Raw genomic sequence first — 15,675 nt, forward strand, 5'->3', positions numbered from 1 at the left:
ATTATGATTTTCAGACAGGGTAAAAAATCAGCAATAAAAGCTGATATGAAGAAGAGCACATCTATGCAACACGTCCGCATCAAAGCAGCCTTGCTGCTGATCTATTTTATTTTCGCCATGCTGCTGAACAGCGTTGGCATAGTGATACTGCAGGTGATCCAGAATTTTCAGGTCAGTAAAGAAGCTGCCAGTGTGCTGGAAGGTTTTAAAGATCTGCCCATTGCCATAGTGTCTTTTCTGGTGGCTTCGGCTTTGCCCAAACTGGGTTACAAAAAAGCACTGCAACTTGCCTTATTGCTGATCGCTGGCGCTTCGGTGTTGATGCCGCTATTTCCTGCTTTTGACACCAGTAAGTTATTGTTTTTCTGTGTAGGTGTGGCTTTTGCGCTGACCAAAGTGTCGGTATACGCCACTTTAGGTTTAATCACCAAAAGCAAAGCCGAACACGCTTCAGTGCTGAATTTTATTGAAGGCTTTTTTATGCTGGGTGTACTGACGGCCTATTGGTTTTTTGCTGCCTTTATGACAGAAGGCTCAGGCCACGGCTGGCTGGATGTGTACTGGTATCTGGCCGGATTAAGTTTGCTGGCGTTGTTATTAGTCAGTTCAACTGAATTCCCTGCTGTAGAGCTGGACCCACAAAGCACAGGTTTAAAAGACTTTATCGCTATGCTGAAACTTACAGCCAAACCCCTGGTGTTTGTCTTTGTTATTTCAGCCTTTTTATATGTGCTGATTGAACAAGGCATTGGCAGCTGGTTACCCACTTTTAATAATGAAGTGCTGCATTTACCTAATCAGTTAAGCGTGCAAATTACCAGTATTTTTGCCGCTTCTTTGGCAGCAGGGCGTTTATCTGCAGGTTTTATCTTACGTTTTATTCCCTGGCACATTCTCTGCAACATCTGCTTGCTGGCGATGGCAGCTTTAGTGTTGTTAACCTTGCCTTTAACTCACGAAATACAGCCTGATCCAAAGGTCACTATCTGGACTGCGCCTTTGGCTGCTTATCTGCTGCCTTTAATTGGTTTTTTTATGGCACCTATTTACCCCATGTTAAATTCGGCGATCTTAACCAGCCTGCCACAACAGCAACACGCTGCCATGACAGGCTTAATAGTGGTGTTTTCTGCTTTAGGTGGCACTACAGGTTCTATAGTCACAGGCCATAGTTTTGCCGCTTTAGGCGGACAAACAGCTTTTTACCTGACACTGCTGCCTTTAGCTTTATTGATCCTAAGCAGCAATGGTTTTCATAAGCTAAAACCTGCGGCATAAAAAGCCGCAGTTCAGGCTGCTTCGCTATTGCAGTTGGCGGCTGTACTTGTTCTACTGACAACAATTCATTGGCCAAGGGACCCACAAGGACCATAAGGAACTGTTATGTCAGATCAGGTTCAATCGTTGTCAGCAAACCCAGCCTGGTATGCTGAACTCAAACAACATGCCAGCGAACACAAGCTGGCCGCTGTGGGTTTGGCTTTAGGTTTATTCGCCGTATTGGTGCTGCTGGCTCAGAGCATAGTGCACTTGTCCAACTCCCCTTCATCCGACAATTTACAAATGGCCCTACTGGGCGGCACTGCAGGTTTTGTTGCCACCACTTTAGGTGCTTTACCCGCTTTGTTTTTACGCAGTTTGCCTCAGGCAATGGAAGACAGTTTATTAGGCATAGCAGCTGGCATGATGCTGGCGGCTAGTGCTTTCTCCTTGTTATTACCCGGCATTGAAGCAGGCACAGAGCTGTTTCAAAGCGACACTTTAGGTGCTTTGGTGGTGGTTTTTGGCATGTCGTTAGGCGTATTGCTGATGCTGGGCTTAGACGCTTTTACGCCACACGAGCACGACAAAACAGGCCCTTGTGGCCCGGGTTATCAGGCCTGTGACCGCATCTGGTTATTTGTATTCGCCATAGCCCTGCACAACTTGCCTGAAGGTATGGCAGTAGGCGTGAGCTTTGCCAATGGTGATATGTCAGTAGGTTTACCACTGGCTACCGCCATAGCGCTGCAGGATATTCCCGAAGGTTTAGCTGTGGCTTTATCCTTACGAGCTGCAGGTTTTAAACCGGGTTTTGCCGTTTTTGTCGCGGCAGCCAGCGGCATTTTAGAACCCATAGGAGCTTTAATAGGCGTAGGTTTATCCAGCGGTTTTGCCATCGCTTACCCTATGGGGTTGGGTTTGGCAGCTGGCGCTATGATTTTTGTGGTGTCGCATGAAGTGATACCAGAAACCCATCGCAACGGCCATCAAACAGCAGCTACTTTGGGCTTAATGGTCGGCTTTGCCGTGATGATGGTGTTGGACACCACGCTCGGTTAAGACCTATGGTTAACTCTTAACCTTCGTGTTGACATAAACTTACCAGCTTCGCTTTCAGGCAAGCCTGCAGATCTGCAGGCTTCAACCCTATCTCCAGCCCTCTTTTACCAGCGCTGACATAAATAGTTTCAAAAGCCGCAGCCGACTGATCAATAAAAGTCCGTAACAGCTTTTTTTGCCCAAGCGGACTAACACCACCCAGCACATAACCACTACTACGCTCGACATCAGCAGCCGCTGCCATAGCAGCCTTTTTTGCACCAGCAGCTTTGGCCAGCTGTTTCATATTCAGCAGCTGATCCACAGGCACTATGGCGGTGACCAGCTCTTTGCCATCCAAAGCCGCCACCAAAGTTTTAAAGACGTGAGCCGGAGCTAAACCCAGTTTAGTTGCAGCTTCCAGACCATAAGATTCAACGTGAGGGTCGTGCTGGTATTCCAATACTTGATGCGGCACTTTGAGTTTTTTCAGCAGTAAAACAGCGGGAGTCATCAATTCCTCCGGTATATTCCTGATAGTTCATTCATTAATCTACGAAAAGCCACCATAAACAACCAGCGCTTTTTCACCGCAACTCATACTATTGGTTAATTTTTGTGCCGTTAAACCCCTGCAGCAGAATTAGGCCAAATGCTGGCTGGACAATAACCACAAAGCCCCATAAAATGGCCGCCGTTGCGCACCCGTAGCTCAGCTGGATAGAGCGTCGCCCTCCGGAGGCGAAGGTCCCGCGTTCGAATCGCGGCGGGTGCACCACAAAACATCAAAACCACCTTTTTAGGTGGTTTTTGTGTTTTTGGCACCCTGTCCGATTTGAACGCGCAGTTCGACCACCAGTTTGCCGGGAGCAAACTGGAACAGCTCCGCTGGCCCGTCAGGGCGAGTATCAGGATGATACGAGTAGCATGCAGGATAGCCGTTTGGGACGGAGCGAAGCGACGCCCGACAGGGCGAGGTACATGGATGTACCGAGTCACAAAAACGTCTGGAACGTTTTTGGACAGCTTTAGCTGGCCTGCGAAGCAGGCGAACCCCAGGGATGGGGTGAGCACTCCTGTCGGGTGCACCAAACATAAGAAAACCACCGCAAGGTGGTTTTCTTATGTTTGGCATTCAATCCCTTCTGCCGTTTTAACAATCCGCTTGCCCTACCCCGGATACTTCTCCACCCGCAAAGCCTCAGCCCTCACAGCTCGCTCTGGATCCGCAGCCACTTGCCAGCCTTGCAAGTTTTCGGTGATCAACTGACACAAAGCGTCGATATGCGCAGGTTCGGCGTTCAGTGCTGTGATGTATTCGTAGCGTTCGCCACCAGCATGTAAGAAATACTCTTTATTTTCTTCGCCAATTTCTTCGATGGTTTCCAGGCAGTCGGCGGCAAAGCCAGGGCAAAACACCTGAACGCTTTTGACGCCCTGGGTTGGCAACGCTTTTAAGGTTTCGTCAGTGTAAGGTTTTAACCATTCTTCGCGGCCAAAACGGGATTGGAAAGTGGTGAGGTACTGATCTTTAGTCAGCCCCAACTCTTCTGCGATTAAACGCGAGGTTTTGTAGCATTCACAGTGATAGGGGTCGCCATTGAGTAAATAACGTTTTGGAATGCCATGGTAAGACAACATCAGTTTATCGGCCTGACCATGTTGTTGCCAGTGCTGGCGAATTTTCTCAGCAGCGGCGCGAATAAAAGGCGCGTAGTCTGGATAATGCGAGATAAAACGTAAATCCGGCAACCAGCGCCGACGCATAAAATTAGCAGCCAGCTCATCGAAGGTTGAAGCAGAAGTCGAGCCCGAATATTGTGGATACAAAGGCAAAACCAATAACTTACGCACACCCTGAGCGAACATTTTATCCAGCACAGTCTCAAAACTTGGATTGCCATACCGCATGGCAAAATCAACCACCACATTCTGCAGGCCTTGCTGCTGCAACTGAGCGGCAATAGCATCACTTTGCGCCTGCGTATTAAACAATAGTGGTGAGCCCTGGTCGGTAAAAACCGTCGCATAAGCTTTGGCCGAGCGGCGCGGCCGGAATTGCAATATCACGCAATTTAAAATCAGCCACCACAATAAACGCGGCACTTCCACCACTCTTGGGTCTGATAAAAACTGCTTCAAATAACGCTTCAGCGCTTTAGGCGTTGGCTCATCGGGTGTGCCTAAATTGGTCAGTAAAATGCCGATTTTGTCGTTTTGCTTGTGGTCGTAATTGGGTGTGTTGATATAACGCATCGCAGATTTATTACTCTTCTGGCTAAGTGAAGGTAGCTTACGCTAATTTGGCCTAAACAGTTTACCTGACCCAAGGCTTTAAACAATCTTTGCAGCAGAACACGGTTAAGCTTGGATGCAAATCAGTAGGATGCTCTTTAGCTGTAAGCAGAAAAACATCCATAAAGCATCCAGGGCTAACCGCTTACTACGCAGCTATGATCAGTTACGCAGCGCTCGCTCTACAGCACTGTTTTCTAATGCACTAAAGCGTTTTGAGATATCAGCGTCCGGATAAATGGCTTCAGAAGCATGGAACATACCGGGTAACACATGCAACTCAGTGGGCACACCATGCTGTATCAGTCTTTTTGCATACTCTATATCTTCCTCCACAAAAAGGTCGATTGCGCCGACTATGATATCTGTGGGTGGTAAGTTGGATAAATCCTCAACTCTGGCAGGTACTGAACCATAAGGTACTTGCGGCATTCCGGCCTTTTGCCCTAATAAAGCCGACCAGCCGAATTCATTTGAAACAGCAGTCCACAACAGCTTTCCGATCTGTTCAGGTACCTTGCGACTGCTGCCGGTACGGTCATCCAGCATGGGAAAAATAAGAACCTGATGCTTAATAGGTATTTCTGCCCTGTCACGTGCAGCTATAGCTAACATAGCTGCATGCCCACCGCCAGCGCTGTGCCCCATAATAACAATCTTGGTTTTATCTATACCAAGCTCGGAGGCATTCTGATAGATGTACTTTAAGGCGGCATAATTGTCTTCAAGCGCTCCCGGAAATTGGGTTTCTGGAGCCAGACGGTATTCCACCATCACTATGGTGCAATTATGTCGCTGTGCTAACTGCTGAATACCAGGCAAATAAAGTGCAGGGCTTCCTAAAACAAAACCACCACCATGCATATAAAGTATCGCAGGTTTTGTATCCGCAGCTTTGGCATTAATCACATAGATCCCAACATCTGGCTGACCTGCAGAGCCTGTTATAGTTTTCTTATAAACCGCAGGCGAAGCTAATGGTGGCTGCACTTTGGCGGCCTCATCCATCCGCACTTTTTTATAATTATCCGCAGTAATATGCTCAAAACCAATCTTGGTAATTAACTGGGAAACTTCTGTTAGCTCTGTCCTGTAGTCTGCATGCAACAACTGAAGTGCCGTAGGTTTTACTGTCTTAGATGGCGCATGCTCAGCGTCCGATCCTGCCTGAGCATCCACGGCAGCAAATACGCAGAGGCTTAACAAAGCCAGCGTAGCCAGCTTTTTGTAACTGCTGCCAAGATAGTTCTGATCCATAACCACTCCTTTTCCCAAAATACAATGCTGCAACCCAACCTGTGTCAGGTTTCTCAACTCGTGCCTCTGCCGAGCAACGACTGACATATAATTACCATAGAGGTAAATCGATTAAGATCCTTAAAATAGAGATAAAAAGCCAACAAAATCAGACCAGAATAAAAAACAATTCAGACTATCTAGCTAACGAAGTGCTATAAATGGTGCAGCTATACCATAAAGCAGCTGGCTCCAGTGCTGATCTTCAAAGTTATACAGATTGTGCTGGCAAGGTAGAGCCGGGTAGATAATTTCGCTAGTCTGCCACTTCAGTTTAGTTTTATCACTTTAGGTGCAAGGACGCACAATGAGGTATGAGCCAGAGAAGTCCAGTCACCAGCAACGGCGTCGCTTTATTCAGGTACTCTGAGTTTACTTTTTTAGTTGCGTGCTGGGAGCTGTGCTCTCTGGCCCCAAGTCTCAGTTAATTCTGCTCACTGCAGCCTTAGCTATGTGTGGAATATTCTGGCTGGTATTCTCAAAACAGAAAATCAATTTAGCGGTTAACTGCTTTCTCTGGCTAACCACCTTTCTTATTAGTGCCTTGATCACTATCAATAACACAGTGTACGGCCCTCTGGTTATTTGTTACGCGCTGGTCCTGATGTATGCAGCACTGTTTTCATCCAGACTTATCTTTAGTGGTTTATTAGTTTTTATCAGTCTGTATTGCACTGGGCTCTTGTTGCTTATTCTTTGGGGTATTTGGCCTGAACCAACACCACAAGTTCGGGTTATCTCTGTTGTTGCAATGAATATTTTTATTGCTATTACAGGCTTTACAGCCTGGTATATAGCAAGAGATTTCCATTCGCTGCTACGCGAACTATGGAACGAAAACCAGCAATCAAAACGCTCACAGCTAGAAATTAAACGAATAGCTACCCTCGACCCCTTAACTGGCCTTTACAACCGGAAACATGCAGAGCTGGAATTTAATAAACTGGCTGCGTCAGAAAATAAGCTCGCTGTCGCTTTTATTGACCTGGACAATTTCAAACCTATTAATGACGCTTATGGCGATATAGCACAAAGCACATGGTAACAACGGCCACCTAAACCTTGTTGGATACCCAAAACACGGCCAAGCATCTTTGTAGCATTATGAGTTAGCACTTCCTGCAATACTCTAAGTTTCAGCTCGGCTTGTTTGATAGGAGATGGCATACCCTGCCATTGTTGGCGATAGCCGCGAGACCATTCAGCCTGAGCATTAACCTGCACTTCGCCTCTAATACTTTTGGATTCAATGACAATAAAACCGAAGGTATAGACAATAAGGTGATCTATCTGGGCGAATTCGCCGTCGTAACACAACTGTAGTCATGAAACACCTTCACCCTGTGTTCGTCTTTAAAAGCACGACGCAGGTAAAAAGCCACATCCTGTTCTTGCTGATCTCCAGCTTTCTGACGCACGCCAACGGCGGCTTTTTGCAGTTTGTCTTTTACAATCATCCTGATTTACCACTACTGCCATGATTTGCTTAGAACCTATAACAGAAACGTAAAAATTTCAATTCCTAATGCCTGCCTAACTCGTTCCTGCTATTTTTTCCACGCAACAAAGAAAACGTTGAAGACTAAAACAGCGGCATTGATCAATCAATATCCCGCCACACCAGTCTGTCGCGGCCTTGATGTTTTGCTTCGTACAGCAGAATATCTGCGCCTTTGTACAGCTGCTCAAAACTGGCTTTTGCTGAGATAGCCAGGCCTAAACTTACACTAATATCAATACCTTGTATTTTTTCAGCCCGGATCATCGACAGCAATTTTTCGGCGAATTGGATGGGGGATTCGCTGCTTTGATTTAGCGTGATGATGGCGAATTCTTCGCCGCCAATACGGGCCAGCACATCGTTTTCTCTGCTGTTGTTTGCCAGCAGCTGCCCCAATTTATGTAACACTTCATCGCCTACATCGTGGCCGTGCTGGTCGTTGATGTGCTTAAAGTGGTCTATGTCTATCATAAAAAATGAGTAGGGTAGTTTATGCCGCAGCGCTTGTTTGATCAGCGTTGTGGCTCTGGAGACAAAAGCTCTGCGGTTCAGTAAGCCTGTCAGTTCATCAGTTTGCGACAACACTTCCAGCTTCTCGGCCCTTAGCTCTAAATCGTTACGCAGGTTCACCAGTTCCTGATACAAGGTATCGCGCTGTTGTGCTGTGCTAATCACCCAATAAATTAGCCGGTTGCCGTCATCCACAATACGGGCATTCACCAGTACAGGCACACGCTCTGCGGCTTTGGTTTCAAGGGTTAACTGGATTTCTGCGCAGTACCCCTGATGCAGCAGCATAGGCATGACAAAACTTTCGATGACAATTTTGGACGCGGCAGTAAATACCAGACCAATACGGGCGCAGCTTTGTGGCTCTTGTTGGCTGACCTGATAAAAATACTGATTAGCGAACAGGATTTCACGATCTTCAAGGGTGGTCACCACTAAACCAGTGGGGAAATCGTCCAGAGCAAATTCAGCCGTCATACTGTGCTTTCACCTGGCTGTAAGGACTGCATAAAGTGTTGAATATGGCCAGCCACTTGTTGTGGATGCGTCATATGCAAGCAATGGCCTTTGGCCTGCACCACCTGCAAATCACTTTTTGGGGTGTGTTTATGCATGTATTCACCAATAAACAACGAAGCCAGAGCGTCGGTTTGGCTTTGCAGCAGCAATACAGGGTGATTATTCAGTGGCAACAAAGAGCGGTAGTCCGAGAAAAAGGTAGCTTTGGCGAAGTTTTTGGCTGTAATAGGGTTGGTGCTACAGAAGCTTTCGGTAAGTTCAGCACTGACAAAATTTGTATCTGTGTTGCCCGCCACCAGCGGCGCCAGATACTGAGCCCAGCCGATGTAGTTTTTATCCATTAAATCAATTAGTTCAGTTAAATCTTCGCGTTCAAAGCCACCCAGATAATCCGGCGGATGATTTAAAAAGCAAGGCGATGGGCACACCATCACCAGGCTGTGAATTCGCTGCGGAATTTGCTGTGCTGCAATCAAACTGATGATACTGCTGACAGAATGGCCAACCAGCACCACGTTCTGTAAATCCAGCCTGGTGCAAATGTCGATGATGTCCTGGGCATAACCTTCCAGATCGGCATACTTTTGCCTGGAATAAGCGGCAAGGTTGGAGCCGCCCGACCCGACATAATCAAACAACACTATTTTGTATTGACTGCTTAGCTCTGGAGTAAGGAAACGCCACATCAGCTGATTGCAACCAAAACCATGTGCCATCAGCATCACCTGCTGGCCAGAGCCTGTTATGTTGATATTGTTTCTGCGGATAATGTCTTCATTGACAGGCATAAAAAACTCCATGTAGTGCAGGCTTAAACCGGAATTTAACTGCTCAGGGACAACAGTCGTACAAATACAGTCATAGCATAAGCCAGACAAATTACTCCTTTAGTGTGATAAAAAAAAGATATAAAACAGTAATTTGTCTCGCGAGTCCCTGTTTTCGGCTGATCTTGTTTTTACGTGGCAGGGCCTTTCAATGCCTTGATCTCTAGTGCTGAATCTGGTGTTAACACTGTAACGCCTGGTTATTTATGCGTTCGTGTAAGTGTGCTGTCTACCCCAACAAAAAATGGCGGAATAACCACGAACGCAGTTATTTTGACTTCTCAAACTGCTCTATTCTGTTTATTCATACACTATCAATTGCAACCAATACCTCACAGCACTAGGCTAGTGATATCTGTCAACACAGGCTTTTTAAATGACTAAAACAATCCGCATAAGCTTAGAGCCTCAGTTCGATGAATTTATTGGCAAACTAATTGAATCAGGCCGATACGCCTCAACCAATGATGTTATTCAAGCCGCTTTGCGCTTATTGCAACAACAGGAAAATAAGCTAATAGCCCTTAGAAATACTGTTGAAGCTGGTGAAAACAGCGGAGAAAGTGAGCTTAGTTTGCAAGACATTGCCTCTATGGTGAAACAAAAATACAGCGCCTGAGCTATTGAAAATTTCACGGCCAACTATGCCAGCCATATTCCACCAGACCGATTCAGTTCACCCATACTTTCTGTTAAACTCCACCGCGCCTTTTTTCAGCCACAGAAGAAGTGAAGATGACTCTTGCAACTCAGGTCCTGGCGGTCAATGACGACTTGCCTATTCGTACAGATTTACCTGTTCATTCAGGCAAAGTTCGCAGTGTGTACTGGCTGACTGCCGCTGACAGCGAGCGGTTGATCCGGGAAAAAAATTACCCTGTAGCACCAGACACGCCGCTGGCCATTATGGTGATCAGCGACCGCATCTCCGCTTTTGACTGCATCTGGCATGGCGAAAATGGCTTAAATGGTGTGCCTGGCAAAGGCGCGGCATTAAACGCAATTTCGAATCATTGGTTTGCCTTGTTTAAACAACATGGCCTGGCCGATAGTCATATTCTGGATATTCCGCACCCGCTGGTGTGGATAGTGCAAAAAGCCCGTCCGCTGAAAATTGAAGCCATAGCCCGCCAGTACATTACCGGCTCTATGTGGCGTGCTTACAGCAAAGGCGAACGTGAATTCTGTGGTATTACCCTGCCTGAAGGCCTGCAAAAAGATCAAAAACTGCCGGAGATTTTAATTACTCCGTCTACCAAAGGTATTCTGACTGGCTTAGCCGGTGTGCCTGAAGCGGATGATGTAAACATTTCCCGCGCCGATATTGAACGTCATAGCGCAGCCTTTGGTTTTGAACAGTTATCCGACATCAGCCTGTACGAAACCCTGTTAAAACAAGGTTTTGGCGTGATAAGCGACGCTTTAGCTGCGCTGGATCAGATGTTTGTTGATACCAAATTTGAATTTGGTTATGTCAACGATGCTAATGGCTGCAGCAAACTGATTTATATGGACGAAGTGGGCACACCAGACAGCTCACGTATTTGGGATGGCGCCAGCTGGCGCAATGGCAGCATAGTAGAGCAATCGAAAGAAGGCTTCCGCCAGTGGCTGCTGAGCAACTTCCCTGATCCGGATATTTTGCTGAACAAAGACCGTATGCCAGAGCGCGCCGCTTTAGCCCGCGACAATGCTTTGCCAACTGACGTAATGATGGATATTTCCCGCACTTACCTTGGCATAGCGGAAAAAGTAACTGGCCGTAAAATTGAATTAGCAGCCAACCCTAAAGCTGAAATTATCGAGGTGTTAAGCCGCGATTATGGTTTGATAGCGGAATAAGCTTTTAAGTACAAATGCCATCTTGCAATGCCAGTCCTATGACTGGCATTCTTGTATCTGAAGCACGCAAAATCTTGTATTTATTGGAGATACAACATGATCCGTCAGGCAACTACAGCAGATGCAGCAGCTATTGCAGCCATTTATAACCACTATGTACTGAATACCAGCGTTACTTTTGAAGAGCAGGCTGTGGCTACTGAACAGATGGCGGAGCGCATTGGGCAAGTAAAAGCTGATGGCTTGCCATGGTTGGTGTTGGAACAAAACGACGAACTGCTGGGCTATGCCTATGCCACAAAATGGCGGGTGCGTTCGGCTTATCGCTTTTCGGTGGAAAGCACTGTGTATGTCAAAGAGAGGGTTATAGCCAAAGGCATAGGTAGTCAGTTGTATCAGCAGCTCTTAGATGAACTGAAAGCTCTGGGTTTGCACCTGGTGATAGGTGGCATCACTTTACCTAATGAAAAAAGCGTAGCGCTGCATGAGAAGTTTGGCTTTGAGAAATGCGGCCACTTTCAACAAGTGGGTTTTAAATTTGAGCAGTGGCAGGATGTGGGCTACTGGCAAAAGTTGCTTTAACTTTTTTGTAGCAAGAGGCGGTCTTTTGATTGCACAGTTTTATTCCGAACATGAGGAAAAATGAAATACCCCTGCCCCTTTAATTTCTTCAACTATGCTCAACATTCAAAACTCATCACTGAAATAGCACTCAGCCTAGCCAGACTCAAATCAAAATAATACCGAATAATCAAGGGCTGGAAACAATGCAGGGTTACAAGCATGAAAGCAAAAGATGCAGACAGGCAACTCCCACTGTTTGAAACCGAAGAGTATTATCCGGAGGCAGCACAGGCTGACAACTCCGACAAACCTGATTCGCTCTTTAGCAAATATATCGTCTATGTAGATGAAAGTGGCGATCACAGCTTGCAAAGTATTGATGAAAACTACCCTGTCTTCGTATTAGCTTTTTGCATTTTTCACAAAAGACATTATAGCGAAGCAATAGTCCCGGCACTGGAGAAGTTCAAATTTAACCACTTTGGCCATGATCAAGTCGTGTTACACGAAAACGAAATTCGTAAGGAAAAAGGCGCTTTTAATATTTTCCGTAGTAAAGAAGATAAAATTCAGTTTCTAAATGAGTTAACTCATATTATTGAATTTAGTAACTTTATTCTCATAAGCTGCACCATAGACAAACGGGCTTTGAAAAAACAAGCCGATTTAGAATCTAATCCTTATCATACAGCCCTTGGTTTCTGCATGGAGACTTTACACGAATTCCTCCAGGAAAAAGGCCAGCAACAGAAAAAGACTTTTATCGTCGTCGAATGCAGAGGGAATAAAGAAGACAGAGAGCTGGAGCTGGAATTCAGGCGTATTAGCGATGGCAATAACCGGCTTGGGATCCCACTTCCTTTCGAAGTACTGTTTGCGGACAAAAAAGCCATGTCGTCGGGTTTACAATTGGCCGATCTGGTCGCTCGACCTATAGGTCTGAAAACAGTAAGACCACAACAGGAAAACCGTGCTTTTGACGTATTAATGAAAAAATTCTACTGTGACGGAGGCAGGAGAAGACTGGGTCAGAATTTTGAGGGTATCGGCATGAAAATTTATCCAGAGCAAGAAAGCGAAAAGCCCCGATGAAACTCACCGAGGCTACAACGCCGACCGGGCACCCCCAATCCACTTGGTAGTGAGTATAGTGACAGCACTATTTCATTTCAACTGTTAACAGCATAATTAAGCAACTACCTGATGGATGCAGGATAAGCAAAAGCTCCAAAGCTGAACGGACCTGACATAACCAGTTTCCAAATCAAATATCATGAGTAACCAGCCTGTTTGCTTAAAGTTGTTGCTCAGTTGACAAAAATATCAGTCTTTAAGATCCGACAACACTTTCTCCAACAGCGCTTGTGTCGACCAATCCAGCTCGTTATGGGCTAAGGCTGGAGTGTAATACTGGCCATTGGCTCTTGGTCTGTTGACATAAACTTTGTTTGGAATAATCACCTGACCTAAACCTGATGGCAGTATCTGGAACCTTACATCCATATAAGTGGAATCGGCACTACTGGTGGCACCTGCCAGTTTAGTATTTTCAAACAAGGTAAATACATCTACTGCATCCAGACAAGCACTGGCACATTGACCCGGCATAATGACATATACAGGTGCCTGCAGCGGTTGCAGCTCCTGCGTTGCCTCTGGCTGGGCTGATGCTGCATCAGCTTCAGAGTCATCCCCTTCAACGTAAAAAGCTTTGCCCGAGTCCAGCGACTTTTGCATGCCCGACCCTACAGCCTGGATCCAGGGCAACATATCGGTTTGACCCTGAGTTTTGAGTACATCGTATAAAGATTTTACATAGGCTGTATTACCTGGGGATGCAAACCACCAGACTTCGGTGTTGCTAAACAAGGCATTACGCAGAGATTCAACCCGCTTTTCGCCCCATAAAGCATTGGCAACCTGAACACTCCAGTACGAGGAGCCACCCTGATTGTGGCGCAAATCCAGTACTATGGCTTTAGCCTCAAGCAAGCGTGGCCGCTGCTGCTCAAGGCTGCTGAACAAGCTTTCATACAGCTTAATGTCATCAGCTTCAGGGCTAAAAGTAGGCATGGCAATCCAGGCGATATCCTTCTGCTGCCAACTTAAGCCAACAGGTAATTTATCGCCGTTATAAGCAGCCTTGACGTGCTGCATGGCCGATTCAGGCCGGGGTTGCCAGTTCAATGTAACAGCAACAGCTTCAGCACCGGGTTTTACCAACTGACATTGCTTTAATGGCGGGTTAAATGGATTACCATCATCCAGCATCAGCCTGCTGCCAAAGGACCACCAGTGCCCTGGCTGATTTGCCTGCCCTGCAAAGGCAAAAACTCTGTCTTTGATCAGGCTTTCTACCGCTTTGCCGTCGCAAGACAGCACTTGCATTCCTGCTGTCACACCAGCTTGTTCGCTGTAATACACCCATAACGCATCGCCGCGCCAGACTGTATTAAAACCAGGCCAGCGTCTGATGGCAGGTACCGAATCGGGTAATTGAGCATAGGCTCCGGCATGACCGTCTTGCAAACTGGTGCTGAAACGTTCAATCACAGCTTCGTAGCCATAGGCATCAGTCACTTGTGTGACCAATAAAAGCGCATTGGTTTTGGCTTGCAATAACTGTTGTTGAAAACCAGGGTTTTGCTTGTCTGCCATGCCCGGATGATTTTCTGCCGTGATTTGATACGCCGCTTCAATATCCTGACGGGCAAGCTCAGCCCAGCCCTGCGCCGTAGCAGGCAACACCGGGGCTTGTTGTTCGCTGGCGAGCAGAACAGAAGGCAAAGCACACAACAAAGCCACAGCTGTCAGCCTGGACACCCGAGTTTTAATAGCGCGTCTCATAAGTTACCTTATTGTTAAATAAAGAAAAAAGATTAACTGAAGAACAAGAACAACTCAAGATTGAACTGTGACTCAGTAGTGGATAACAGGCTGGTGAAAACGAAATGCCATGCACTTTCTGAGTGTGACAAAAGTTTCATATCTGAAACAAGCCCGGACTTTCCTTCTGTTGCACCATCGCAAATTCGCTTTTTTTCTACGCTCTGGGTAAGGTAGAGCCGAATTTGTGAATACAGGACCCTACCGATGAAAACTTTGTTGCCTTTTTTACTGAGCCTCACAGTGCCAATGCTGATCAGTCCGATAGTGGTCGCTGAAGAAGCGGTCACCACCACGCCAACTTTACAGGCTTTGTGGCAAACCGATGGCCTGCGTGTGCCTGAGTCTGTGCTTTGGCATCAGCAGCAAAACAATGGCAAAACCGACCACCTGTTATTTGTCTCGGAAATTGATGGCAAAGGTAATGAAGCCGATGGCGTGGGTGGTGTGGCTCTGTTAAATACGGACGGCAGCATTCGTGACAAAGATTGGTTACGTGGCCTGAATGCGCCTAAAGGTTTGGCTTTGTATCAGGGTAAACTTTATATTGCTGACTTAACCGAAGTAGTGGTGGTAGATATAGCATCTGCCAAAATACTGAACAAAATCAAAGCACCAGATGCAGTGTTTTTAAATGATGTCACAGTAGACAGCAAAGGTGTGGTGTATATTTCCGATACCCGCCTGAACCGTGTTTATAAGCTGGAACAAAACAACATCAGCGTTTTTCTGGACAATGTAGCAGCGGCCAATGGCTTAACAGTAGTGGCTGAGCAGCTGTATATTGCAGCTGGTGATAAGTTGCTGAGAACTGATTTGACAGCTAAGGACAAAACCCCTGTACAGGTTGCTGTTGGTTTTGCCGAAAGAGCCGATGGTGTGGAAGCTGTAGGTAATGGCGATTTTATTGTCAGTTGCTGGGCAGGCGTGGTGTATTACGTCTATGCCGACGGCCGGATTGAAGAGTTGCTGGATAGCAGAACGTCCAAACTGAATACCGCAGATATTGGCTGGGACGCAGCAACTAAAACCTTGTTTATCCCCACTTTTTTTGGCAATTCAGTGCAGGCTTATCAGTTGAATCTGCAGTAAGTTTTAACTGCGTCCTTTAAAAAGCCAGTGCCTGTTATCCGA

16 protein-coding genes and 1 tRNA gene are annotated in these 15,675 nt (G+C 46.4%); 9 read left to right on the top strand and 8 right to left on the bottom strand.

Annotation, left to right across the window (positions count from 1 at the left end):
- Positions 1 to 63 precede the first annotated feature (63 nt).
- Both P3C17_RS07375 and P3C17_RS07380 read left to right on the top strand, forming a co-directional pair.
- Complete coding sequence (locus P3C17_RS07375; protein WP_300928802.1) at positions 64 to 1,278, top strand: MFS transporter; 1,215 nt, start codon at positions 64 to 66, stop codon at positions 1,276 to 1,278.
- Positions 1,279 to 1,383: 105 nt separating this feature from the next.
- A complete protein-coding gene (locus tag P3C17_RS07380; protein ID WP_300928803.1) occupies positions 1,384 to 2,322 on the top strand; it encodes a ZIP family metal transporter in 939 nt (312 codons plus the stop codon).
- 16 nt (positions 2,323 to 2,338) lie between these two features.
- On the opposite strand, the gene ybaK is transcribed toward P3C17_RS07380, so the two are convergent.
- Positions 2,339 to 2,815 (bottom strand): Cys-tRNA(Pro) deacylase, encoded by a 477-nt coding sequence (ybaK, locus tag P3C17_RS07385; protein WP_300928804.1) that lies wholly within the window; start codon positions 2,813 to 2,815, stop codon positions 2,339 to 2,341.
- 187 nt (positions 2,816 to 3,002) lie between these two features.
- On the opposite strand from ybaK, the gene P3C17_RS07390 reads away from it, so the two are divergent.
- A tRNA-Arg gene (locus P3C17_RS07390) sits at positions 3,003 to 3,079 on the top strand.
- A gap of 392 nt (positions 3,080 to 3,471) precedes the next feature.
- Here P3C17_RS07390 and hemH read toward each other — a convergent pair.
- On the bottom strand, positions 3,472 to 4,557 hold the full coding sequence (hemH, locus tag P3C17_RS07395; RefSeq protein WP_300928805.1) for a ferrochelatase: 1,086 nt from the start codon (positions 4,555 to 4,557) through the stop codon (positions 3,472 to 3,474).
- Positions 4,558 to 4,758: 201 nt separating this feature from the next.
- Positions 4,759 to 5,853: an alpha/beta hydrolase gene (locus tag P3C17_RS07400; RefSeq protein WP_300928806.1), complete on the bottom strand. Its 1,095-nt coding sequence runs from the start codon at positions 5,851 to 5,853 to the stop codon at positions 4,759 to 4,761.
- Positions 5,854 to 6,496: 643 nt separating this feature from the next.
- Between P3C17_RS07400 and P3C17_RS07405 the strand changes: the two genes are divergently transcribed.
- Entirely contained in the window at positions 6,497 to 6,937 is a 441-nt protein-coding gene (locus P3C17_RS07405; protein WP_300928807.1) for a GGDEF domain-containing protein, read from the top strand.
- On the opposite strand, the gene P3C17_RS07410 is transcribed toward P3C17_RS07405, so the two are convergent.
- The 4 genes from P3C17_RS07410 to P3C17_RS07425 form a co-directional block, all read right to left on the bottom strand.
- Positions 6,907 to 7,209, bottom strand: coding sequence for a nuclease-related domain-containing protein (locus P3C17_RS07410; protein WP_300928808.1), 303 nt, complete (start codon positions 7,207 to 7,209; stop codon positions 6,907 to 6,909). The genes P3C17_RS07405 and P3C17_RS07410 overlap by 31 nt on opposite strands.
- A complete protein-coding gene (locus tag P3C17_RS07415) occupies positions 7,179 to 7,349 on the bottom strand; it encodes a hypothetical protein (protein WP_300928809.1) in 171 nt (56 codons plus the stop codon). Before P3C17_RS07415 ends, P3C17_RS07410 begins: the two co-directional genes overlap by 31 nt.
- A gap of 143 nt (positions 7,350 to 7,492) precedes the next feature.
- On the bottom strand, positions 7,493 to 8,380 hold the full coding sequence (locus P3C17_RS07420) for a GGDEF domain-containing protein (RefSeq protein ID WP_300928810.1): 888 nt from the start codon (positions 8,378 to 8,380) through the stop codon (positions 7,493 to 7,495).
- Complete coding sequence (locus P3C17_RS07425) at positions 8,377 to 9,210, bottom strand: alpha/beta hydrolase (RefSeq protein ID WP_300928811.1); 834 nt, start codon at positions 9,208 to 9,210, stop codon at positions 8,377 to 8,379. Before P3C17_RS07425 ends, P3C17_RS07420 begins: the two co-directional genes overlap by 4 nt.
- Positions 9,211 to 9,625: 415 nt before the next feature.
- Here P3C17_RS07425 and P3C17_RS07430 point away from each other — a divergent pair, with 415 nt between their 5' ends.
- The 4 genes from P3C17_RS07430 (at position 9,626) to P3C17_RS07445 (ending at position 12,747) form a co-directional block, all read left to right on the top strand.
- Complete coding sequence (locus P3C17_RS07430; protein ID WP_300928812.1) at positions 9,626 to 9,868, top strand: type II toxin-antitoxin system ParD family antitoxin; 243 nt, start codon at positions 9,626 to 9,628, stop codon at positions 9,866 to 9,868.
- 116 nt (positions 9,869 to 9,984) lie between these two features.
- Positions 9,985 to 11,091, top strand: coding sequence for a phosphoribosylaminoimidazolesuccinocarboxamide synthase (locus tag P3C17_RS07435; protein WP_300928813.1), 1,107 nt, complete (start codon positions 9,985 to 9,987; stop codon positions 11,089 to 11,091).
- A gap of 96 nt (positions 11,092 to 11,187) precedes the next feature.
- Positions 11,188 to 11,673 carry an arsinothricin resistance N-acetyltransferase ArsN1 family B gene (locus P3C17_RS07440; protein ID WP_300928814.1) on the top strand — a complete coding sequence of 162 codons (486 nt, stop codon included), beginning with the start codon at positions 11,188 to 11,190 and terminating at the stop codon, positions 11,671 to 11,673.
- Positions 11,674 to 11,874: 201 nt separating this feature from the next.
- A complete protein-coding gene (locus tag P3C17_RS07445; protein ID WP_300928815.1) occupies positions 11,875 to 12,747 on the top strand; it encodes a DUF3800 domain-containing protein in 873 nt (290 codons plus the stop codon).
- A 231-nt stretch (positions 12,748 to 12,978) separates the two neighbouring features.
- Here P3C17_RS07445 and P3C17_RS07450 read toward each other — a convergent pair whose 3' ends face one another.
- Positions 12,979 to 14,502: a S41 family peptidase gene (locus P3C17_RS07450; RefSeq protein WP_300928816.1), complete on the bottom strand. Its 1,524-nt coding sequence runs from the start codon at positions 14,500 to 14,502 to the stop codon at positions 12,979 to 12,981.
- A gap of 246 nt (positions 14,503 to 14,748) precedes the next feature.
- Between P3C17_RS07450 and P3C17_RS07455 the strand changes: the two genes are divergently transcribed.
- Positions 14,749 to 15,633 carry a hypothetical protein gene (locus P3C17_RS07455; protein WP_300928817.1) on the top strand — a complete coding sequence of 295 codons (885 nt, stop codon included), beginning with the start codon at positions 14,749 to 14,751 and terminating at the stop codon, positions 15,631 to 15,633.
- The last annotated feature ends 42 nt before the right edge of the window (positions 15,634 to 15,675 follow it).

Source organism: Rheinheimera sp. 1928-s (assembly GCF_029269265.1).
GTDB lineage: Bacteria > Pseudomonadota > Gammaproteobacteria > Enterobacterales > Alteromonadaceae > Pararheinheimera.